Source organism: Roseibium limicola, assembly GCF_017313085.1.
GTDB classification, from domain to species: Bacteria; Pseudomonadota; Alphaproteobacteria; order Rhizobiales; family Stappiaceae; genus Roseibium; species Roseibium limicola.
This window is the reverse complement of the sequence record NZ_JAFLNF010000002.1, coordinates 348,373-370,775: the sequence shown is the minus strand read 5'-3', so window position 1 is coordinate 370,775 and position 22,403 is coordinate 348,373. Positions and strand designations below refer to the sequence as shown.

The 22,403-nt window shown below is 58.7% G+C and carries 17 protein-coding genes and 1 tRNA gene; 10 read left to right on the top strand and 8 right to left on the bottom strand.

All coding sequences use genetic code 11. The features are described 5' to 3' along the window. Nucleotides 1-113: 113 nt before the first annotated feature. Genes cobN through J0X15_RS05120 form a run of 4 tightly spaced genes read left to right on the top strand, consistent with a single transcriptional unit; the run spans nucleotide 114 to nucleotide 6,418 of the window. Complete coding sequence (cobN, locus tag J0X15_RS05135; protein ID WP_206938714.1) at nucleotides 114-3,944, top strand: cobaltochelatase subunit CobN; 3,831 nt, start codon at nucleotides 114-116, stop codon at nucleotides 3,942-3,944. After that, nucleotides 3,941-4,573 carry a cob(I)yrinic acid a,c-diamide adenosyltransferase gene (gene cobO, locus J0X15_RS05130; protein ID WP_331461879.1) on the top strand — a complete coding sequence of 211 codons (633 nt, stop codon included), beginning with the start codon at nucleotides 3,941-3,943 and terminating at the stop codon, nucleotides 4,571-4,573. Before cobN ends, cobO begins: the two co-directional genes overlap by 4 nt. A gap of 46 nt (nucleotides 4,574-4,619) precedes the next feature. Next, a complete protein-coding gene (locus J0X15_RS05125) occupies nucleotides 4,620-4,931 on the top strand; it encodes a YrhK family protein (RefSeq protein WP_206938712.1) in 312 nt (103 codons plus the stop codon). Further along, nucleotides 4,928-6,418, top strand: coding sequence for a cobyric acid synthase (locus tag J0X15_RS05120; RefSeq protein WP_408015320.1), 1,491 nt, complete (start codon nucleotides 4,928-4,930; stop codon nucleotides 6,416-6,418). Before J0X15_RS05125 ends, J0X15_RS05120 begins: the two co-directional genes overlap by 4 nt. 26 nt (nucleotides 6,419-6,444) lie before the next feature. On the opposite strand, the gene cbiB is transcribed toward J0X15_RS05120, so the two are convergent. Both cbiB and cobD read right to left on the bottom strand, forming a co-directional pair. Further along, a complete protein-coding gene (cbiB, locus tag J0X15_RS05115) occupies nucleotides 6,445-7,422 on the bottom strand; it encodes an adenosylcobinamide-phosphate synthase CbiB (protein WP_206938710.1) in 978 nt (325 codons plus the stop codon). A gap of 37 nt (nucleotides 7,423-7,459) precedes the next feature. Further along, nucleotides 7,460-8,476 carry a threonine-phosphate decarboxylase CobD gene (gene cobD, locus J0X15_RS05110; protein ID WP_206938708.1) on the bottom strand — a complete coding sequence of 339 codons (1,017 nt, stop codon included), beginning with the start codon at nucleotides 8,474-8,476 and terminating at the stop codon, nucleotides 7,460-7,462. A 337-nt stretch (nucleotides 8,477-8,813) separates the two neighbouring features. Between cobD and J0X15_RS05105 the strand changes: the two genes are divergently transcribed. Then, entirely contained in the window at nucleotides 8,814-9,464 is a 651-nt protein-coding gene (locus tag J0X15_RS05105; RefSeq protein WP_206938706.1) for a glutathione S-transferase family protein, read from the top strand. 110 nt (nucleotides 9,465-9,574) lie between these two features. Here the strand turns inward: J0X15_RS05105 and J0X15_RS05100 are convergent. Further along, nucleotides 9,575-9,648, bottom strand: a tRNA-Cys gene (locus J0X15_RS05100). Nucleotides 9,649-9,968: 320 nt separating this feature from the next. Between J0X15_RS05100 and J0X15_RS05095 the strand changes: the two genes are divergently transcribed. From J0X15_RS05095 to J0X15_RS20335, 5 genes are all read left to right on the top strand, one after another. Further along, nucleotides 9,969-10,628 carry a protein-L-isoaspartate O-methyltransferase family protein gene (locus J0X15_RS05095; protein WP_206938704.1) on the top strand — a complete coding sequence of 220 codons (660 nt, stop codon included), beginning with the start codon at nucleotides 9,969-9,971 and terminating at the stop codon, nucleotides 10,626-10,628. Nucleotides 10,629-10,794: 166 nt separating this feature from the next. Next, nucleotides 10,795-12,165, top strand: coding sequence for a TolC family outer membrane protein (locus J0X15_RS05090; protein WP_206938702.1), 1,371 nt, complete (start codon nucleotides 10,795-10,797; stop codon nucleotides 12,163-12,165). A gap of 234 nt (nucleotides 12,166-12,399) precedes the next feature. After that, nucleotides 12,400-13,212, top strand: a complete 813-nt coding sequence (locus tag J0X15_RS20260; protein WP_206938701.1) for a DUF2497 domain-containing protein — start codon at nucleotides 12,400-12,402, stop codon at nucleotides 13,210-13,212. A 171-nt stretch (nucleotides 13,213-13,383) separates the two neighbouring features. After that, complete coding sequence (locus J0X15_RS05080; RefSeq protein ID WP_206938700.1) at nucleotides 13,384-16,239, top strand: valine--tRNA ligase; 2,856 nt, start codon at nucleotides 13,384-13,386, stop codon at nucleotides 16,237-16,239. 294 nt (nucleotides 16,240-16,533) lie between these two features. Next, nucleotides 16,534-17,025 (top strand): DUF2155 domain-containing protein, encoded by a 492-nt coding sequence (locus J0X15_RS20335; protein ID WP_206939272.1) that lies wholly within the window; start codon nucleotides 16,534-16,536, stop codon nucleotides 17,023-17,025. Nucleotides 17,026-17,113: 88 nt separating this feature from the next. Here the strand turns inward: J0X15_RS20335 and aat are convergent, their stop codons facing one another. The 5 genes from aat to J0X15_RS05050 form a co-directional block, all read right to left on the bottom strand. Beyond that, a complete protein-coding gene (aat, locus tag J0X15_RS05070; protein ID WP_206938696.1) occupies nucleotides 17,114-17,800 on the bottom strand; it encodes a leucyl/phenylalanyl-tRNA--protein transferase in 687 nt (228 codons plus the stop codon). 30 nt (nucleotides 17,801-17,830) lie between these two features. Continuing rightward, nucleotides 17,831-19,186 carry an acetyl-CoA carboxylase biotin carboxylase subunit gene (gene accC / locus J0X15_RS05065; RefSeq protein WP_209015086.1) on the bottom strand — a complete coding sequence of 452 codons (1,356 nt, stop codon included), beginning with the start codon at nucleotides 19,184-19,186 and terminating at the stop codon, nucleotides 17,831-17,833. Nucleotides 19,187-19,193: 7 nt separating this feature from the next. Beyond that, nucleotides 19,194-19,655 (bottom strand): acetyl-CoA carboxylase biotin carboxyl carrier protein, encoded by a 462-nt coding sequence (accB, locus tag J0X15_RS05060; RefSeq protein WP_206938693.1) that lies wholly within the window; start codon nucleotides 19,653-19,655, stop codon nucleotides 19,194-19,196. A 325-nt stretch (nucleotides 19,656-19,980) separates the two neighbouring features. Continuing rightward, nucleotides 19,981-20,748 (bottom strand): DsbA family protein, encoded by a 768-nt coding sequence (locus tag J0X15_RS05055; protein ID WP_206938691.1) that lies wholly within the window; start codon nucleotides 20,746-20,748, stop codon nucleotides 19,981-19,983. A 71-nt stretch (nucleotides 20,749-20,819) separates the two neighbouring features. Beyond that, the gene (locus J0X15_RS05050; RefSeq protein ID WP_231710297.1) at nucleotides 20,820-22,310 is read right to left on the bottom strand and encodes a M48 family metalloprotease; all 1,491 of its coding nucleotides are present in this window, start codon (nucleotides 22,308-22,310) and stop codon (nucleotides 20,820-20,822) included. Nucleotides 22,311-22,403 lie beyond the last annotated feature (93 nt).

Sequence of the window (22,403 nt, the reverse complement as noted above, 5' to 3'; positions counted from 1 at the left end):
AACCACCATGTTGGCGCCATAAAAGGCAGCCCGTTTTGGCGCGGATGATCTGAGGGCACAACCTCGGGCCGGGCTGGCCGGACGACAGTGGACTTTGGCGCAAGGGGACTTCATTGCATATTCTGGCAAGCCAGACGCGGGCGATTGACAACGGCGAGGAGGCTGTCGACCTGGGGCAGGATCCGGCCGAGGTGCTCTTTTTGTCTGCGGCAGACACCGAGCTGGGTGCCTTTGCGGCTGCCCGGGCGTCGCTTGGTGGTAAAGCGCCTGAGCTACGGCTCGCCAGCACGCTCGCGCTCAGCCACCCCTATTCCGTCGACATGTATGCAGAAAAGACGGTTGCCGGGTCCACATTGGTGATCGTCCGGTTGCTTGGTGGCGTTGATTACTGGCGCTATGGCGTCGAGCGGTTTGAGGAGGAAGCACGAGCAAACGGACTGCGGCTGGTGTTTCTGCCCGGTGACGACACCTGGGACGAGGCGCTTGCGGAACGCTCGACCGAGCCTACCGCTGTGGTGCGTCGTCTGTGGCGCTATTGCGTCGAGGGCGGCACCGAAAATTATCGCAACTTTCTGAGCTTCTGTGCGCATCTTCTGGGGCGCGGAGAAGAGCCGCTGTCGCCGCTGCCCTTGCCGCGGGCGGGGCTCTATGCGCCTGACGTGAAGGGTAGTGGGCTGCATGATCTGAAGGCAAGTTGGCCTGCTGTCGATCGACCGGTTGCTGCTCTGGTGTTTTACCGGGCTTTGGTTCAGGGCGCGCAGACCGAGCCGGTCGAAGCCCTCGTGCAGGCGCTGGATCAGGCAGGTGTCAATGCGGTGCCGCTTTATGTGTCCTCATTGAAGGAAGCGGAAAGCATTGCGGTGCTGGAAAGCCTGTTAGAAGGCGCGCAGCCGGACGTTGTTCTCAATGCCACGGCCTTTGCTGTCTCCAAGGCAGGTGTCGCCCACCAGCCGACGCCGCTCGATCAATGGCAAAAGCCAGTGCTGCAGGTGATCTTCTCTTCTTCCTCTTCTGAGGGCTGGCAGGAGAGCGATCAAGGCCTGTCTATCCGCGATCTTGCGATGCATGTGGTGCTGCCAGAACTCGATGGCCGGCTGACGACCCGTGCCGTCTCGTTCAAGGAAGAAGGCAGCTTCGACCCGGCAACCCAGTCGACGCCGGTGCGCTTCACGCCGGTGCCCGATCGGATCCGCTTTGTCGCGCAACTTGCGGCCAACTGGGCACAGCTGGGCCGTATTGCTCCAGAGGCCAAGCGCAGCGCGTTGATCCTGGCAAATTATCCCAACAAGGATGGCCGGTTGGCGAATGGCGTTGGGTTGGATACGCCGGAATCCTGTGCCCGGTTGCTGCAAGCGATGGGACGGGCAGGATATGATATCGGCGAAGCGCCAGCCTCCTCCAAAGAGCTGATGGACCGTTTGAGCGCTGGCGTCACGAATGCTCTGGACGGGCGCAGTGAGCGCGACAGTTATCAGTCTCTATCGCTTGATTTGTACGCAGCCGAATTCGGCAAGTTGCCCGGAGCGGTTCGACGCCAGGTTGTTGAGCGCTGGGGCGCTCCGGCCCAGGATCCGCATGTGGTTGACGGGGGTTTCCGGTTGGCATTGCACAGGTTCGACAATCAGGTGGTCGGGATCCAGCCTGCGCGCGGCTATAACATCGATCCCAAGGAAACCTATCACGATCCGAACCTGGTGCCGCCGCATCATTATTTCGCGTTTTACGTCTGGTTGCGGGAGCAATTCGGCGCCCATGCGGTGGTGCATCTGGGCAAGCACGGAAATCTGGAATGGCTGCCGGGCAAAGCGTTGGCACTTTCCGAAGCGTGCATGCCGGAAGCCGTGCTTGGACCGATGCCGAACATCTACCCATTCATTGTCAATGATCCGGGAGAGGGGGCGCAGGCCAAACGGCGAACGGCTGCGGTCATCGTCGACCATCTGACGCCTCCGCTGACGCGGGCAGAATCTCATGGGGTGGGCGAAGAACTGGAAGCGTTGCTGGATGAGTATTATCTGGCCAGCGGTGTCGATCCGCGCCGGTTGAAAGCTTTGACACGCGATATCCTCGATGTTGCCTCTCGTCACGGATTGGATCAGGACATCGGCATCACACCAGAAATGGATGAAGCGACCCGACTGGCGCGTCTCGATGCGCATCTTTGTGATCTGAAAGAGCTGCAGATCCGTGACGGACTGCATATTCTGGGCGAAAGCCCCAGTGGAAACCTTCTGACGGACCTGCTTGTTGCTTTGGCGCGTGTGCCGCGTGGCAGTGCTGCGGAGCAGGAGAGCCTGCAGCGGGCGATTGCTCGGGATATGAATTCTTCTTCTACGCCTGTCGTGGCGAACGCAGCGGCGCCCTCCTTGGGCGATGACGAGATTGGCGGAGGTGGTTCTGCCGTTGTTTTCGACCCTCTCGATTGTGATTTTTCAGCGAGTTGGATGGGTGAAAAGCCGCAGCTTCTGCTTGAGCAGTCCGATGCCCCTTGGCGCTCCAATGGCGATACGGTTGAGCGGATTGAGCTGTTGGCGCAGAAGCTCGTTGCGGGCCGTACTCCATTGCCTGAGGGCTGGGATGCGACGCGAGCGGTGGTGAGCCAAATCAATGAGGTTCTTCGGCCTGCCGTGATCGGATCCGGCCCGGCGGAGACTGAAGCCGTCCTCACGGCATTGGCCGGTGGCTTTGTGGCGCCGGGGCCGTCTGGTGCGCCAAGCCGAGGCCGCCCGGATGTTCTGCCGACAGGTCGTAATTTCTATTCCGTCGATGTGCGTGCGGTGCCAACGGAAACTGCCTGGCGATTAGGGCAACAGTCTGCCGATCTGGTCGCGGAACGTTATTTTCAGGAAGAAGGCGAGTGGCCGACGGCCCTTGTCCTGACCTGTTGGGGGACGGCCAACATGCGCACTGGTGGCGATGACATTGCCCAGGCAATGGCCCTGATCGGCGCGCGTCCGGTCTGGCAGGCCGGATCGGGCCGGGTCACCGGCTTTGAGACCATCAGCCTGTCGCAGCTGGGGCGACCCCGCATCGATGTGACGCTTCGGGTTTCGGGTTTCTTCCGCGATGCTTTCCCGCATCAAATCGACCTGTTCGACAGTGCCGTGCGGGCGGTGGCAGACTTGAATGAGCCGGAGGAGGCGAACCCACTTGCAGCGCGGGTCCTCAAGGATCGTGAGAAGTATCTTGCTCAAGGGTATGAAGACGCAGAGTCACGTAGGCGCGCCGGATTTCGGGTCTTCGGCTCAAAGCCTGGTGCTTACGGCGCAGGTCTGCAGGCGCTGATTGACGAGGGTATCTGGGATGAGCGCGCCGATTTTGCCGAGAGTTTTCTGCAATGGGGGGGCTATGCCTATGGCAATGGCGCCGAAGGTGTCGGGGCTCGTGGTGAACTGGAAAGCCGCTTGAGTGCCGTGGACGCGGTGTTGCACAATCAGGACAACCGGGAACATGATCTGCTCGACAGCGATGACTATTATCAGTTTGAAGGTGGGCTGGCGGCCACGGTCGAAACCCTGAAGGGGGAAGCACCGAAGATCTACCACAATGACCACTCGCGGCCCGAGCGGCCGGTGGTCCGATCGCTGTCGGAAGAAATCGGCCGGGTGGTGCGTGGACGTGCCGCCAATCCGAAGTGGATCGCCGGGGTTATGCGTCATGGCTATAAGGGCGCCTTCGAGATTGCCGCGACGCTTGATTATCTCTTCGCCTTTTCGGCAACCACACGGGCCGTTGGCGATCATCACTTTGACCAGCTGTTCGAAGCCTATATCGAGCGCAGTGAGGTGAGAGAGTTTTTGCAGGAGGCGAATCCCGCCGCCTATCATGAGATTCTGGCGCGCTTTGCCGAGGCCCTGACGCGGGGCCTATGGACGCCGCGCAAGAACAGTACGCATGCTCTGCTGGACAGCTTGAGCGCATCAGACCGAAAGGAAACCCCGTGAGCGACAAGACCCAGGACCTGTCCGAGGAAGAACTCGACGCCCGTCATGCAGAGAAAATGCGCAAGAAGAAAGCCGCTCGCGACAAGATCATGGCGACCAAGACCATCGAAAAGGGTCTGCTTATCGTCCACACAGGCAAGGGCAAGGGCAAGTCCACCGCCGGCTTCGGCATGGTGTTCCGCTCGCTCGGTCATGGTCATTCCGTTGGCGTCGTGCAGTTCGTCAAGGGACGGCTGGAAACCGGCGAGCGCATGGCGCTGGATCGCTTCTCCGATCTGGTCACCGTCAAACGCATGGGTGAGGGCTTTACTTGGGAAACCCAGGATCGCCAGCGAGACATTGCAGCAGCCCGTCAGGCCTGGGAGGCTGCCAAAGAGATGATCACGAGCGGCGAACACCGACTGGTGCTATGCGACGAACTGAATATTGTGCTGCGCTATGATTACATCCCCATCGAGGAAATCGTCGCGTTCCTGCGCGATGAAAAGCCGGAAGATGTCCATGTGGTCATCACCGGGCGCAACGCCAAGGAAGAGCTGATCGAGATTGCTGATCTGGTGACGGACATGACCCAGATAAAGCATCCTTTCCGCTCTGGTGTGAAGCCACAGGAAGGCATTGAATTCTAAGAGCACTGCTTCCCATTCTGTCACCTTCCGAAGTTGGACTTAATTCATGAAGCCCTTTAATCAACGGCTGCGCACGGCCAGTCATACCCATACTGAGGTCGTGCGCCGCTATGAACTGGCGCGCACGCTGGTGGAGTTCCTTGCTGCCGTCATGTTCATTATCGGCAGCGTTTTCTTTTTCTATGAGAGCCTGACCTACGCCGGAACGTGGTTGTTCGTCGTTGGCTCGGTTCTGTTTGCCGTGCGCCCGACGATCCGACTGATGTTGGAGTTGCATCTGGCGCGCTTGCCAGTCCCAAAGGAATTTCTGCCCCTGGGACTGGAGACGGGCCTTGATGTGACCGAAAGCACCAAATGATGACGTTGGCAAAAACTCCCGCCCTGATGATCCAGGGCACCGGCTCGAATGTTGGCAAGAGCTTGATCGTGGCCGGGCTGTGCCGGCTGTTTGCCAATCGCGGCCTCAAGGTCATGCCGTTCAAGCCGCAGAACATGTCGAACAACGCGGCTGTCACGGTGGATGGTGGGGAAATCGGTCGGGCGCAGGCATTACAGGCCATGGCGGCTCGGCAACCTCTGTCGATTCACATGAACCCGATCCTGCTCAAGCCGGAAAGTGAGACAGGTTCGCAGGTTATCGTGCAGGGCAAGCGTTTTGGGACGATGAAGGCGCGGGAGTATGGTCAGCACAAAGCTGAATTGCTTCCGAGGGTTATTGAGAGTTTCTCAGAAATTGAATCCGATTGCGATCTGGTGCTGGTCGAAGGGGCCGGAAGTCCGGCGGAGATCAATCTGCGGTCTGGCGATATTGCCAATATGGGGTTTGCCGAAGCGGTCAACCTACCGGTGATCCTCTGCGGCGACATCGACCGTGGCGGAGTTATTGCCTCACTTGTCGGTACCCATACTGTTCTTGAAGCTGCCGAGCGGATCCGCATTGAGGGCTTTTTCATCAATCGTTTTCGCGGCGACCCGAGCCTGTTTGAAGACGGCATGCTGGAGATTGAATCACGAACCGGCTGGCGTGGTCTCGGGGTGGTGCCATGGTTTACTGATGCCTGGAAGTTGCCGGCCGAGGATGCGCTCGGACTCGCAAACGGGCGTGGCAACGGGCCGGTGAAAATTATCGTGCCGGTTCCCTCGCGCATTGCCAATTTCGATGATCTGGACCCCCTGCGTCTTGAAGACGGGGTCACCCTGGAGTTGATCCATGCGGGGCAGGCCTTGCCGGGGGATGCGGACCTGGTCCTTCTGCCCGGATCGAAGTCGACCATGGCCGATCTCGCCTTTTTCCACGAGCAGGGCTGGGACATTGATCTGAAGGCGCATCATCGACGCGGCGGACGCATTCTGGGGGTCTGTGGCGGCTACCAGATGCTGGGGCAAACCGTTTCTGATCCAGACGGTATCGAAGGGGCTTCTGGGAGCGTGCGTGGTCTGGGGTTCCTCGATGTAGATACGGTTCTCACGCCGGAGAAAGCGCTTACGGTCGTCGCCGGCCAGCATGTGGCCAGCAGCGCGGCCCTCACGGGTTACGAAATCCATATTGGACGAACAGCTGGTCCGGATACGCAGCGTCCTTTCGTCCGACTGCAAGGCGAGCGGGCGGAGGGAGCTGTTTCTGCGGATGGCCTCGTCAGCGGCACTTATGTGCACGGGCTGTTCGGAGCGGATCCTTTGCGCAAGGCTTTCCTGGCAGAGTTGGGGGGAGAAAGCAGTTTGGCGTATAATGTCCAGATCGATCAGGTTCTGGACGAATTGGCAGCTCACCTCGAGACTTGCATGGATGCTGAGCAGCTGTTTCAAATCGCCAAGAGCAGGACGGAAACGATCTTCGACTTCTAAGCAATGGGTCAGCTGCTCTTTGCCCCTTAAGTCATGAAAACCAAGGTCAATCCGGCCACTGCCAGAAATTGAAGCGCGAAAACGCCCCGCAACAGGGTCAATGCCTTGCTGACATCGCTCGCAGTGGCATTCTTGCGTCCTTGCGGGTTCATGTAGGGGTCACGGACTTCATAATCTGCGTAGACGCGGGGGCCAGCGAGCGCGATGCCCAGACTGCCGGCCATCGCTGCTTCCGGCCATCCGGCATTGGGAGACCTGTGGCGTTTCGCATCGTGTTGGACGGTCCGGAGAGCAGCCCGTGGCGAGCCGCCAACCAGCGGCGCCGCAACTGCGATCATCAGCCCGGTCAGGCGTGAGGCCGGCAGGTTTATAAGGTCGTCAAACCTCGCGGCGGCCCAGCCGAAGTCCAGATAGTTGGCGGTCTTGTGGCCGATCATGCTGTCGGCGGTGTTGACTGCCTTATAGGCGATCAGGCCAGGCAGCCCAAGCACAGCAAACCAGAAGACCGGAGCGACGATGCCGTCCGACAGGTTTTCCGCCGCTGACTCAATGGCGGCGCGCGACACGCCCGCTGTGTCCAGCTTTTCAGGATCGCGCCCGACAATCATCGAGACTGCATTGCGCCCCCCGGCCAGGCCATCGTCCCGCAGGGCGTTGCGGACCGCTGCTACATGGCGGTAGAGGCTGTTTTGCGCGAGTAGGATTGCTGCGGCCAGAACAATGATCAGCTCGCCGTAGGGCAGGGAGGCTGCCAGTTGATGCAGAGCTGAGCCGACGACCAGACTGCCGACCAGCATGACCAGCAGAAGGATAAGGCCGGCTTTCTTTCGCTGTGCGCTCTTGTGGGTCTTGAGGTTCCACCGTCGGTCCAGCGTCTCGATCAGTTTGCCGATCCACACGACAGGGTGGGGAAGTTTACGCCAAAGCCAATCCGGATCACCGACGACAGCGTCCAGGACGAGGGCGGCAAGAAGAAGCAGCAAGGTGTCAGACCAGATCAGCATCAGTTCCAGATCGCAAAAACAGGGTCGCTAAGGTGGTTCAGGGAAGCGGTAGGAGGCCTGCAAGCGTTCTTGCCAGCCTGAGAAGGCCGTCCATAGAATTTGGCAGTCCAAACCTTAACCGGGTTGGGGAGTGGTCGAAACGACGGGTCCAGATCCGTTGGCGCGCCAGCGCCTGGTGCAGGGCGGTGGCATTGGCAGTTTCTGTCAGAACGAAGAGCGGCGTATGGCCGATGATGTCGAGGCCATTGCTGCTCAGGACCGACATCAGGCTGTCCATCTCTTTCGACAGCTGGACCTGCATGGCCTGGCGCCAGCTCGTGTCGGAGAGAGCCTTCGTGCCAATAGCCACAGCTGGACCACTGATGGCCCAGCTGTCGAGTTTCATCACCAGGGCACCGCAGAAGTTGGCAGGTCCTGCGAGGAAGCCTAGCCGCAGCCCGGCCAACCCGTAGAATTTGCCGAATGAACGTAACACGAGGACATTATGTTCTCGTGTCAGGTGGGGAAGCAGGCTGAGTTCAGGCAGGCAGTCGGAGAAGGCTTCGTCGATGATCAGCACATGACCGGTGGTCCGGAGGTGTTGAGCCAACGCCAGCACCGCCGCGGGCTTGAACTTGCGGCCATCCGGGTTGTTCGGATTGACGAGCACGACATGCCCTGGCGAGGTCTTCAAACCCTGCAGAAGGCCCTCGAACGTATTTGCTTCTGTCAGATCATGCCCGGCCCGGGTCCAGGCATGGGCATGGCTGGCGTAGGTCGGGCCCAGAATGTGAACATGACCGGCAGGCAGGCAATCGGGCAGTAGGGAGATCAGGACCTGGGTGCCGGGAGCAGCCACAAGGGACAGGGGCTTCGGCACTGCATAGGCAGTGCGTGCTGCCTGCAGCAGGTCAGTCTGTCGGGAAGCCGACGGCAGCCGGGCCCAGTCCTCGGCTGTGAGGAGTGCGTCATATGGGTAGGCGTGAGGGTTGATGCCGGTCGATAGGTCGAGCCATTCCTCAGTCTTCCCGCCGAAAGCTTCGATCGCTTCGCCCAAATCCCCACCGTGACGCATGCTTCAGTTCCCTACATTTCGCATAGCTGAGACATAAAGCAGGAGCAGGGCGCGTGTATAGGCGCAACAGGACGCTGGGGCGAGTTTGTTTGTCTGCCTGCAGTTGAAGGCGAGCCACCACGCAGAGCGTTATGGCAGTTCTGACAGATGCCGGAGTGGTGACACCAACCATCAGCAAGCGTGATGGAGACGTGATGGCTGTTCATTGGTTTTTGGAGGGGGGATGGCCTAGGGTTACAGGCTCTGCCTGGACAAGGTGTGGCGATCCGGCACCGATCTCCGTTTTTTTCGTCAGGTGGACGATCCCAAAGGGGATCACTGTGGGAGGAATGCACGCATGACCGATCTGCTGCTTTACATCGGAAACAAGAATTATTCGTCCTGGTCCATGCGGGCCTGGGTGGCCTTGAAGGCGGCTGGGGTTCCGTTTCGCGAAGAGCTGATCCCCTTTGATTTCGAGGCTGGAAACCCCAACATCAAGGCGGTCTCCAACTCTGGCAAGGTTCCATGTCTGAAAGACGGGCAGCTGGAAGTCTGGGAAAGCCTCGCGATTATCGAGTATGTCGCGGAGCTGTTTCCGGACGCGGAAATATGGCCGAGGAAAGTGACTGAGCGCGCTTATGCCCGTGCTGTTTCCACTGAAATGGCCACAGGGTTTTCTGCGCTACGGTCTGCCTGTCCTATGAACCTGCGGCGGGCGCCGGAAACGCTCTCCGTCGGACAAGAAGTGCTGGCAGACATCGCAAGGATTGAAGCGATCTGGACAATGTGCCTTGAGGCCAGCTCTGGACCTTACCTGTTTGGTGATTTCTCGGCCGCAGATGCCATGTATGCACCGGTGGTCTTCCGGATTTCGACCTACGGCTTACCGGTCAAGGGGCGCAGCAAGGCCTATATGGAGGCGGTGATGGCGCATCCAGCCGTGAAAACCTGGGTCGAGGAAGGTGTTCAGGAGCCCTGGTCTGTTGCCGGAGCCGAGCTTCCCTGAGGGGCCGTAGCGGAGCGGCGGGGGAAGACCTCTGGTTTGCTTCGCGCCATGGTCGACGCGCGTCGCACTCTCGCGTGCAAGTCGCGGCTGCTGCAATTCAGAGAAGAAAATGGAGGCCTCTGCCGGAATCGAACCGGCGTACACGGATTTGCAATCCGCTGCGTCACCACTCCGCCAAGAGGCCTTCAATCTAAACGCTGACGTGGTGGTGATTATCACGTCAACCAATGGCGGTGGTGATTACCAGAGCCTTCCGAAAACCTCAATGGTCTATTTGTCGAATTAGCCTTAAGGTGTGGATGAAATTTGCTGGTTGCAGACTGCGTTTGCGTTAATGTTCCGATGTCGTAGCGTCATATTCATTGCGTGCCGGTTTTGACCTGTTCCTGTGCGGCGGGTAAAGCGTGCCAGGCGTGTCTCGTGCGGCAATCAAGCGCTTGTCACAAGGCGCTGTCCTTTGTAAGGAACCGGGTCAGAGAGGCCGAATTCGGAAAAGAGGGTCCAATGACTGATTTTGCCCAGTCCCGCCGCAAGATGGTGGATTGCCAGCTGCGCACCAATGACGTGACCGATCATCGTGTTCTGGATGCGGTGGAAGCTGTGCCACGCGAGCGGTTTGTTCCCGCTTCAAAGGCTGCTGTTGCCTATATCGATCGGGAGATCGCAATTGATGCTTCCGGCTTGCGCGTTCTGATCAAACCTCACGTGATGGGGAAAATGGTCCAGTTGGCAGCTGTCAGGCCTGACGACGTGGTTTTGGTTATTGGCGCAGGGTCTGGCTACTCGACCGTAGTGTTGTCGCACTTGGCGGCTTCGGTGGTGGCTGTCGAGGAAGACGAGGCACTGGCGCGTCAGGCGTCTGAAGCGATTGTCGAGCTTGGCATCGAGAATGCCTCTGTCGTCGAGGGCAAGTTGTCTGAGGGACTTGCAAGCGAAGGCCCGTACGATGTGATCTTCGTTGATGGTGCCGTCGAGGAGCTTCCCGCTCCCTTGATGTCCCAGCTCAAGGATGGGGGGCGTCTGGTTGTTGTCGAAGGCCTGGGTGGAGCAGGTACCGTGCAGCTTTATCAAAAAGCTGGTGGCAAGGCTTCCGGTCGGTTTGCCTTCAACGCTTCCGTCGGTCCGCTGCCGGGGTTTGATCGGCCCGCTGAATTCCAATTTTGAAATCATTGGTCCAGAGAAGTCTCGCAGCAAAGGTTGTCAAATAACTGTTGCTCAATGGTCGCAGGTCGGGAATTAGTAATCTATTAGTGTGTGTGTCATTGCGTGGCGGTACTGTCCAGTTTACACGTGGTTGGCCGCGTTGCGGATGACATGGCAGGGGTAAGTAATGCGTAAAAGAATGAAATCGAAGGCATTTTCCTTTGGAATTGCGGCTCTCTTGACGACTGTGGCCTTTAGCCCTGTTCAGGCAGAAAGCATTCAGGAGGCTCTCGGTCTCGCCTACAGCAATAATCCCTCGTTGAATGCGGCGCGCGCCCAATTGCGCGGCGTTGATGAGAATGTGCCTCAAGCCCTGTCTGGTTGGCGCCCAACCGTCAGCGCAACTGCCAGCATCGGGAGTGTCCGTTCGCGCACCGACAATTTCGACAGCTATCGCAACAATTCTTCACTTTCGCTGACACTCACCCAGGCTCTGTTTCGTGGTTTTCGCACGGTGAATTCAACCAAGCAGGCCGAAGCGGTTGTATTGGCGCAGCGGGAAAGCTTGAGCGCGACTGAACAGGATGTCCTCCTGGCCGCAGCACAGGCCTATGTTGATGTGATCCGCGATACTGCTCTGGTTTCTCTTTCGCGAAGCGACACGAACTTCCTTGTTGAGCAGGTTCGTGCAGCGCGTGACCGGTTTGATGTTGGGGAAGGCACGCGTACGGATGTGTCCCAGGCCGATGCCCGGCGCTCTGAAGCACAGGCCAGTCTGAATGCGTCTCTTGCCAACCTCAATGCCAGTCGGGCGATCTATCGCCAGATCGTCGGTATCGAAGCCAATAATCTGACCGCAAGCACTTCCGTCGGGATTCTTGTCCCAGAAACATTGGATGCTGCCATCGCGGCCAGTGACAAGCTGCAGCCTCTGATCCGGCAGGCGCAGCACATGGTCGATGCTGGGATTTACGCGGTGAAAACAGCCGAGGGGGCCTTGCTGCCGACGGTTTCCGTCGAGGGCTCCCTCACGCAGAACTGGCAGCCTTCGGCCAATGTTGATCGCAGCACATCGGCTGCCATTTACGGCCGGGTATCCATTCCGATCTACCAAGGTGGTGCTGAATATTCTGCTGTTAGGCAGGTCAAACAGGAACTCGGCCAAACCCGTTTGCAGCTTGATGTCACGCGGGATCGTGTTCGGGCCAACGTGATTTCGGCCTGGGGCAATTATCAAGCTGCGGAAGCTTCGATCAGTGCGGCTCAGGCGGCTGTTGAAGCGCAGCAGCTGGCTTTGGATGGCGTGCTTGAAGAGCAGCGCGTCGGTCAGCGGACCACCTTGGATGTGCTTGATGCCCAACGGGAGCTGGTCAATCAACGGGTCAATCTGGTGACTGCGCAGCGCAACCGCATCGTTAGCGGTTATCAGCTTCTGGCTGCAGTTGGTAAGCTCGATGTCGACAACCTGAACCTCAATGTGCGCCGTTATGATCCGAAGGCCAATTACGCGAAAGTCCGCGATAAATGGTTCGGACTGCGCACGCCGGACGGTCGTTGAGAGGACGCGCTTCAGCGCGAGTAAACCTCTCTTCACCGCAAACAGTGTTTTGCGCTGGTCGTTAGCGACCTGTGAATACCCTTCGCCTATGCAAGGTTGCCGGGGAAAAGACAAGTGGATCCATCTGCTTGCCTTTTCCCTTGCGTCTATGCGCCTCTATAATCCTGGTTAACGAATCATTCACGCTTGTGCGAAGTGATTCTCTAAGCGTTGCCGATCAGTACGGGGGATGTCATGGCGCAAGCTAATCAGGCGGACGAACCGTCCATGGAGGAAATATTGGCCTCCATCCGCCGGATCATCTCCGACGAGGATGAGCAAACTGCAGAAGGCGCTCCAGAGAGCAGCGCCGGTTCGACGGAAAGCACCGAAAGCGAGGCGGCTAGCGATATGGGCGACGCATCCGAGATGAACCAGGACGACCTGGACAAGCTCTTCGACATGGATGATTCCGATATAGGCGGAGTTGAAGACGAACAGTCCGCTGACGACGATATGGCCGCCGCGATGGCGGAAGTCGCCGAAGCGGAAAGCGATGACGACGTTCTGGAGCTGACAGAAGATTTTGCCATCCTGGAAGACGATGGCGCAGTGGACTCGGTCGATATCGAAATGGTCGGTGATGAGGACATCGCCTTTGTCGAGGGAACACCGTCGCCTGCTGAAGCTGAGGACGATCTCGATTTCTCGAGTTTTGATCTGCCAGAAGAACCGGCTCCTGAACCTGCCCCTACACCTACCGCCGCAAAGCCTGCGGCCAAGGCTGCCTCACGGCCTCAGGCGTCGGTGCAGACGTCTCCTGTTCCTGACGATCTGCCAGATGTGGACAATGACGACCCGCTGACCTCTGACAACACCAACGATGCGGTTCACGCTGCCTTTGACAATCTCTCTAATCTGTTTGTCGGCAACCAGCCGCAGACGATGGAAGAGCTGGTGCGCGAAATGCTGCGTCCAATGCTCAAAGGCTGGCTTGATCAGAACCTGCCGGGTATGGTGGAAGAACTGGTAAAGAAGGAAATCGATCGGGTCACCCGGCGCCGATAAGGGTGATACGGTTCGGGCCACCGGGCCCATGGCGCCGCCTTTCAGGGCGGCGTTTTCGTTTGAGGCTGTCGATAGCGCGCTTGTAGCAAGGCTTTCCGGCTTCTTTTGTTGACTCACCTTGCCGCATCCGATTTACACGGCGGCACGAACATTCATCTTCGAGTACCCCATATGCTTGACAAGACATACGATGCGGCAAGCGTTGAGCCGCGCATTTATGAAACCTGGGAAAAGGCGGAGGCCTTCAAGGCCGGAGCAGGCGCGAGGGAGGGGCAGGACGCCTATTCCATCGTGATCCCGCCACCGAACGTAACCGGTTCGCTGCATATGGGACACGCGCTTAACAACACGCTGCAGGATATTCTGGTTCGCTTCGAGCGCATGCGGGGTAAGAACGTCCTCTGGCAACCGGGCATGGATCATGCGGGCATTGCGACCCAGATGGTCGTTGAGCGGCAACTTGCTGCAAACAAGGAACCTGGTCGCCGTGAACTCGGCCGTGAAGCCTTTGTTCAGAAAATCTGGGACTGGAAGAAGGAATCCGGCGGGATAATCTTCAACCAGCTCAAGCGTCTCGGGACATCCTGTGACTGGAGCCGTGAGCGCTTCACCATGGACGAAGGTCTGTCGGAATCTGTGCGCCAGGTGTTTGTCCAGCTCTACCGCGATGGCTTGATCTACCGCGGCAAGCGGTTGGTCAACTGGGACCCCAAGTTTGAAACCGCGATTTCCGATCTCGAAGTGGAGAACAAGGAAGTCGACGGCCACATGTGGCATTTCAAGTATCCGCTGGCAGGCGGCGTTACATATGAATATGTCGAGAAGGACGAAGACGGCACTGTCATTCTGCGCGAAACGCGGGATTATATCGCCATCGCGACAACGCGTCCGGAAACCATGCTGGGCGATGGCGCGGTTGCCGTTCATCCTGATGATGAGCGCTATCAGTCGATCGTCGGCCAGCTTTGCGAGATCCCGGTTGGGCCGAAGGAGCATCGCCGTCTGATCCCGATCATCACGGATGAATATCCGGACAAGGATTTCGGCTCTGGTGCGGTGAAAATCACCGGCGCACATGACTTCAACGACTATCAGGTTGCCCGCCGCAACAACATTCCGCTCTACCGGCTGATGGATCTGGTCGCTTCAATGCGATCCGACGGCCCGGCCTATGCTGAATGCGCCGAAATGGCCAAGAAGATCGTCGATAGCGGTGAGCTTCCCAGCGAAGCCGATGTCGATGCAATCAATCTGGTTCCGGATGACTATCGCGGCCTCGACCGGTATGAAGCGCGCGAAAAGATCATTGCAGCGATCAATGCCGAAGGTCTTGCGGTCACTGTGACTGACGAAGAAGGCACCGAGCAGCCTTTCGTCGAGAACAAGAAGATCATGCAGCCATTTGGCGACCGCAGCCAGGTCGTCATCGAGCCGATGCTGACCGACCAGTGGTTTGCCGATGCAAAGACCCTGGCAGAACCTGCCATTGCGTCGGTGAAAGAAGACCGCACACGCTTCGTTCCGAAAAACTGGGAGAAGACCTACTTCGACTGGATGGAAAACATCGAGCCTTGGTGCATTTCGCGTCAGCTCTGGTGGGGTCATCAGATCCCGGCCTGGTTCGGTCCGGACGGAGAGATCTTCGTTGCCCATGACGTTGCCGAAGCCGAGAAGCTGGCGTTGGATCATTATGGCAAGAGTGTCGAGCTGAAGCGTGACGAAGACGTGCTTGATACATGGTTCTCGTCTGCGCTTTGGCCATTCTCCACCATGGGGTGGCCGGATCAAACCAAGGAACTGGAAACCTACTTCCCCACCACGGTTCTGATCACGGGTTTCGACATCATTTTCTTCTGGGTTGCGCGGATGATGATGATGTCCAAGCACTTCATGAAGGTTGAGCCGTTCAAGGACATCTACATTCATGCCCTCGTGCGTGACGAGCGCGGCCAGAAAATGTCGAAGTCCAAGGGCAACGTCATTGATCCGCTCTCGCTGGTGGAAGAATACGGGGCCGATGCCCTGCGCTTCACGCTGGCTGCCATGGCAGCACAGGGGCGCGACATCAAGCTGGCAACCTCGCGCGTGGCTGGCTACCGCAACTTTGCAACCAAGCTGTGGAATGCTGCACGCTTTGCAGAAATGAATGGTTGTGCCCGGGTCGAGGGTTTTGATCCATCGACCACTCAGCACACACTGGCGCGTTGGATTGTCACCGAGACTGTCCGCTGTGCGGATGAAGTGACGAAGGCGCTGGAAACCTATCGCTTTAATGATGCGGCAAATGCGGCTTACCGGTTTGTCTGGAACAACTATTGCGACTGGTTTCTGGAACTGGCCAAGCCGATCTTCAACGGTGAAGATGAAGCCACCAAGATCGAGATTCGGGCTGCTGCGGCCTGGTCTATGGATGAGATCCTGAAAATTCTGCACCCGTTCATGCCGTTCCTGACGGAAGAGCTGTGGGAGCGTCTGGGAGATGGTGGTGTTAAAGCCGACAAGCTTCTGATGCACACGGCCTGGCCGACGGGTGGATTGGAGGACGCTGCGGCTGCGGGTGAAATCAACTGGCTGGTCGAGCTGATCTCGCAGATCCGTTCAGTGCGTTCGGAAATGAACGTACCTGCCGGTGCGAAAGTGCCCGTGGTAATTATTGGCGCAAGCGCTGATACCCAGGCTCGTCTCGACACCCACCGCGGGGCGATTGAACGCCTGGCGCGGGCGGAAAGCATCGAGCTGGGGGATGCTGCTCCCAAGGGCTCCGCACAGATTATTGTCGGTGAGGCGACTGTCTGCCTGCCGTTGGCCGGTCTGGTAGATCTGGATGCAGAGCGGGCGCGTCTTTCCAAGGAGATGGACAAGCTCAAGGGCGAGATCTCGCGGATCGAGAAGAAGCTCAACAATCCGAAGTTCGTTGCAAAGGCCCCGGATGAGGTGGTCGACGGCGAGCGCGAGAAGATGGCCGAGTTTGCCGAACGACTGGAAAAGGTTGAAGTGGCCTTCCGGACACTGGCGGAACTCGGTTAAGGACTGCTACGTGCAAGATCAGAGGCCCGGAAAAGATACTTGTCTTTTCCGGGCCTTATTCCGATGCTACCGCTCGGATCCACAGACAGGAATCGGACAAAGAGAAACCGGATGCGGCAGGTGTTGAAGTTTCCAGGTGTTGGGCAGCAGGCGCTGGCCGGAGCATGTGCTCTCGGTCTTCTTGTCGCCGTTACAGGGGGGGCTCTGGCTCAATGGCAGTCGGTTGACCCTGCGCAGGATCTAGAGCCTCTACCGCCGCTTGATGAGCCGTTGCAGGGCGGACAGGACCCGAACCTGAGCCAGCAGAACAACGACGCACAGGCAAACCCGTCAAGTGATGCTGCAGCTGATCCAGGCCTGATTGAGAACCCGGTCGCGGTTTTCTCCGGGCTCGACAAGATCACCGCCCGTATCACATCCTTTGATGTCTATATGGGTGAGACCGTCCAGTTTGGGGCGCTGCAGCTGACGCCGCAAGTTTGCCACACTCGCCCGGCGACGGAAAACCCCGAAACCACGGCCTTCGTTCAGGTTGACGAGATCACCTTGAACAACGAAGTCCGGCGGATCTTTTCCGGCTGGATGTATGCTGCAAGTCCCGGTCTGCATGCGGTCGAACACGCGGTCTATGATGTCTGGTTGACGGACTGCAAGATGGCCTCTTCGGTCCCGCCGCCCGATGGCTATGACGGACCGCCGGTCAGGGAAGGCGCCGAAGACGGCCTTGATCCACTGGCCGGTGAAGTTGAAACCGGCGAAGTCGGGGTGCCGGTTCCCAAGCCGTAAGAGTTTCAGAAAACGGAAAGACCCGCGCATCTCCCTTCGGAGGTCGCGGGTCTTTTATGTCTGTAACCTGAGGTTTTTTTGGGTCTATTCAGCTGGACGCGGTGTCGACAGCGTCGAGAATATCCAGAACATCCTGGCCGCGCGCTTCGACGTTCAAATTGTAGAAGTTGCCATCAAGCGCGAGGGCCTTGGCCAATTCGTCATTATAGGCATCCCGATTGACTTCCAGAGTGCCAAAGCGGGCGAGATGCGAGGTGACGAATTGGGTGTCGAGCAGACTGTAGCCGCCGGCAATCAGACGAGCGACCAGGTGGGCAAAGCAGACCTTTGAGGCGTCAGTCGCACGGGTGAACATGCTTTCACCAAAGAATGCCCCGTTGAGCGAGACGCCGTAAAGACCGCCGACAAGCTCATTGTCGAGCCAGGCCTCGACCGTGTGGCAATAGCCGAGGTCGAACAGCTCGCTGTAGAGGCGGCGGATCTCCCGGTTGATCCAGGTTTTGGGCCGGTCTGGGCCTCCGCCTGCACAACCATCTATGACCGCGTTGAAATCCGTCGAGATGCGAATCTCGAACTTGTCGGATCGCAGGGTCCGCCTGAGGCGTTTGGGCAGATGGAAGTTGTGCAGAGGCAGAAGGCCGCGATGTTCCGGCTCCAGCCAGAACAGCCCGGCATCTTCTGCAGATTCCGCCATCGGGAAGAGCCCGCAGGCATAGGCTTTAAGCAAAACCTGCGGGGTTATTTCCAGGACAATGTCGTCGCTGTGTTCGGCCATGGCGCTTGTCGTTCTTGGCCTTTCCAGGCGTCAGCTTTCCGGCGCTTCCGCCAGATAGTTTTCAAGCCAATGGATGTCATACTGACCGTTGGCGATGTCCTGATTGTCGACCAGATCGCGGAACAGCGGAATGGTACACTTGATTTCATCGACAACGAATTCATCCAGGCAACGACGCAGACGCATCAGGCATTCGACGCGATTGCGCCCGTGCACGATGAGCTTGCCGATCAGGCTGTCGTAATAGGGCGGGATCTTGTAGCCCTGATAGACACCACTGTCGACGCGCACACCAAGGCCGCCAGGCGGATGATAATAGGTGATTGTGCCCGGCGACGGCATGAAGGTGCGCGGATCTTCCGCATTGATCCGGCATTCGATGGCATGGCCTTCGAAGCGGATGTCTTCCTGGGTCATTTCCAGAGAGCCACCAGCGGCGATGCGGATCTGCTCGTTGACCAGATCGATGCCGGTGATCATTTCGGTAACCGGATGTTCGACCTGAAGACGGGTGTTCATTTCGATGAAAAAGAATTCACCGTTCTCATACAGGAACTCGACCGTTCCGACGCCGCGATACTTCAGCTTGCGCATGGCATTGGCGACAATCTCACCGATCTTCTCGCGCTGCTCGGTGTTGAGGCACGGGGAAGGGGCTTCTTCGAGAACCTTCTGGTGGCGACGCTGCAAGGAGCAGTCACGTTCGCCCAGATGGACGGCATTGCCTTTGCCGTCACCAAGAACTTGGATCTCGATATGGCGCGGCTTGCCGAGATACTTTTCCATGTAGAGCGCATCGTCGCCGAAGGCTGCCTTGGCTTCGGAGCGCGCGGTGGACATGGCATTGTCCAGATCCGCTTCGGTCTTCGCGACCTTCATGCCACGGCCGCCGCCGCCCGACGCAGCCTTGACCAGAACCGGATAGCCGATTTTCGCTGCAATTGCGTGCGCATCGTCGGCTGGTGTCACGGCACCATCTGAGCCCGGAACGACCGGAATGCCCAGGTCTTTGGCGGTTTGCTTGGCCTGGATCTTGTCGCCCATGATCTTGATGTGATCAGAGGTAGGGCCGATGAAGACGATGTTATGCGCTTCCAGAATTTCCGCAAAGCGGGCGTTCTCGGAAAGGAAGCCATAGCCGGGGTGAACCGCATCGGCGCCAGTGATTTCACAGGCGGCCAGGATTTGCGGAATATTGAGATAGCTGTCGCGAGCGGCCGGGGGGCCGATACAGACGCTTTCGTCTGCCAGGCGCACATGCATGGCGTTGGCATCGGCAGTGGAGTGAACCGCCACTGTGGAAATGCCGAGCTCTTTGCAGGCGCGCAGGATGCGCAAAGCAATCTCACCGCGGTTGGCAATGAGGATCTTGGAAAACATGGGCATCCGGTCCTTATTCGACGATGATGAGCGGCTCGCCGAATTCCACCGGCTGGGCGTCTTCCACGAGGATCTGCTTAACCGTGCCGGTCTTGGTTGCCGGGATATGGTTCATGGTCTTCATGGCTTCGATGATCAAGATCGTCTGGCCTTCAGACACCTTGTCCCCGACCTGAACGTAGGGCTTGGCACCTGGCTCAGCTGACATGTAGGCGGTGCCGACCATCGGAGAGGTGATGGCGGAGCCAGACGCCTGCGGAGCGGCTGCGGGCGCTGCGGCCGGGGCTGACGGTGCGGCTGGCGCAGCCGGGGCCGCAGGAGCGGCAACCTGTACCGGAGCTTCAACGGAGAACTGGCGTGCTACGCGGATCCGGAAATCGTTCTGTTCCAGTTCGATCTCGGTCAGATTGGTCTCATCGAGAAGCAGCGCGAGGTCGCGGATCAGGTCCGTATCAAACTTCTTATCTTTCGACATAGGGCTGAGCTTTCGTAAATCGCCTGAGAATTAGGGAGCGCTATTGGCTGCGCTGGGAGTGGATTGGGCGCCTGGTTGCGTCCCGCGAATGGAGTAGAAACTTCCTTGAGAGGCGGACGACGGCGGTACAACCGTCAGGTCACGAGCCTCGTGCGTTGGCATCTCCATAGCGCCCATCGTTTGCTCGTACCAAGTGAGCTTGAACAAGTGGGGCCCCAACATGAGCCGGGACCTTGATTGGCCCTTATAGGCACTGATTGAGGCAAGTAAAAGCCCGAACCGGTTGCCGATAAGGCGTTTTTCGCCGCAAACAGGCCGTTTGCCCTTAATTTCGCATTTCCGCGATCTGCGTCTTCAGCGCATCATAGCCGATAGCGCCGGGAACCACCTGGTTTCCAACCACATAAGAGGGAGTTCCCGTCAGACCGAGACGGTCAGCGAGGCCGTAGACTTCTTCGATGGTCGCGCGTGGGATCGGGCCGGTGACAACCTTGCCGATATCCTCTTCGCTCAGGCCCAGATCCGTGGCGGCTTTCAGCGCGCTGGCATGATTCGCCTGGCCGCGCTGCAGCAGCAATGCCTGATGGAAGTCAGCGTATTTTTCCGGTGCCAGTTCGTTGACGGCAACGGCAATTTGAGCTGCTTCTGCAGACCCTTGGCCCAGAACGGGGAATTCTTTCAGGACGACCCGCAGGTTGGAATCTTCCTCGATAAGACGTGCCATATCGGAATAGGCGCGCTTGCAGTAGCCACAGTTGTAGTCAAAAAACTCAACCAGTGTGACGTCGCCTTGCGGGTTGCCGAGGACGACTTGATGCTTGGAGTTGAACAGGGCGTCGGCGCTGTCCGTCAAAGCGCTTTCGCGGGCTTGTTGCTCGGCCAGCTGTTCACGGCGCTCCAACTCGCTCATGGCATCACGGATGACCTCCGGATTGTTGAGAAGGTATTCCTTTACGATGGTTTCAACTTGCTCCCGGTTCAACTCCTCAGCGGAGGACGGAGCAACGCTTGCGGTGAACAGACCAACTGCGAAGGCAGTCGCCGTGAGCGTCGCCTTGAAATGGCGAGGGATCAGGGGCAGGAAATCGGACATTAAAGGCTCCTGTGCCGACACTACCGGCGCTGATTGGCCGGTGAGAGGGCGTGATTGGGTGAGCGCGCGTATCAGCGACGGCGCTGCAAGGACTGAGGTGGTCTATAGGACACAATATCATCTGCTTGAAGCCAGGCAGGGGTGCCGCGCTTCAAATTCTGTTGAGCTCGTTTGGCGTAGCGCTTGGCAGCGTCGAAGTCGCCCTGCACCATAAGGCCCTTTGCGGTCGCCACATCGGCTTGTGCCGTGTCACCCTGGCGGGCGTGGGCAATGGCAAGCTGGCTATAGCCGATGCCGGAGTTCGGATCCCGCTGCAGGCCCGCCTTGAGCATTCTTTCTGCTTCTGGCAACGCACCATTGTCATTCGACGCCACGAGCGCATAGCCAAGCCAGATGAGAAACTGGCCTTCATTGGGATGCAGCGCGACTGCGCGCCGGAACGGTTGGACAGCCTGCTTGGGGCGGCCCATTTCCATGAAGGCCTGCCCTTTGAGTTCCTGAAAGTGCGGATTGCTCGGCTGATTGCGGATCAGTGCATCGATCATGTCGACGGCCTTGCGTGACCGGGCCTTCATCGCCGCAACAGCGCGGGCATATTGTGCCGGCATGCTGGTGTCTGAGCGGGGGTACTTGCGGGCGACCTCATTGGGGTGACTGGCAAAGGCCATCAGCTTGGCCCGCACCATATCGTGCCGGGCCTTGAGGGCAGCTGACGTCGGCTTGTCGTAGTAGGCGCTCTTCTGCGCATCGACAGCCAGGTTGCGGTAGCGCTCGTTGGCCATTGGGTGCGACACTGCATAAGGGTCGGCAAACCGGGCGGAAAAGACCTGCTGCTCGGCAAAGCGTTCGAAGACCGTCAGCATGCCCTTGGCGCTTTGCTTGGTGGCGTTGAGATAGCGCAGCGCCGCCCGGTCGGCAGAGGCTTCCTCGCCGCGTTGATAGGACAAAAGCGAACGCTGACCCAGCTGAGGCGAGCCGAGGGCAGCCACACCGGCTGCCTGAGCTGCCTGGCCGGAGCCTGAAGCGGCACCGGCAACGGCAGCCCCTGCGCCCAGCACCATGCCGATGACCGACATGATCTGGGCATTGGCGGCAGCCTGCCGCAGGCGGACCAGATGGCGCCCGGCAATGTGGCCGGTTTCATGGGCGATCACGCCAATCACTTCGCCAGGATCCTCGGCTTCCAGAATCACGCCTATGTTGATGAACATGCGGCGGCTATCGGGAACAAAGGCGTTGAAGCTCTTGTCGTTGACCAGAATGATTTCTGCGGGGGAATTGCCGATGCCGGCGACCTTGAAGATCGGGGCGGCATAGTCCTTCAGAAGGTCTTCAGTTTCTGCGTCTCGCACCAGCGGGATTCGGCCGCGCTGTGCCTGGGCCTCGTTGCCCGTCAGGGGCAGAGTGAAAGGCACGAGCAATGTGGCTGAGAGCAAGCTGGCAAAGGTCTTCTTCAGGCCTGTTTGCCAGGCTTTTCCCAGCATGCCAAAGCGTTGGAGCGGTGCCGCAAGGGCCAGTTCGGCGGCCCCGGATGACCGGTGCGCAGTGGAATTGGAACGCAAGTGTTTCTCTCCCAGAGGTGCGATCATCCCGTGACGGTAGAAGACTGACCGGGAAAAGGTCAAGTTGCCATCTGTGCAATAACTTTTGAGCGA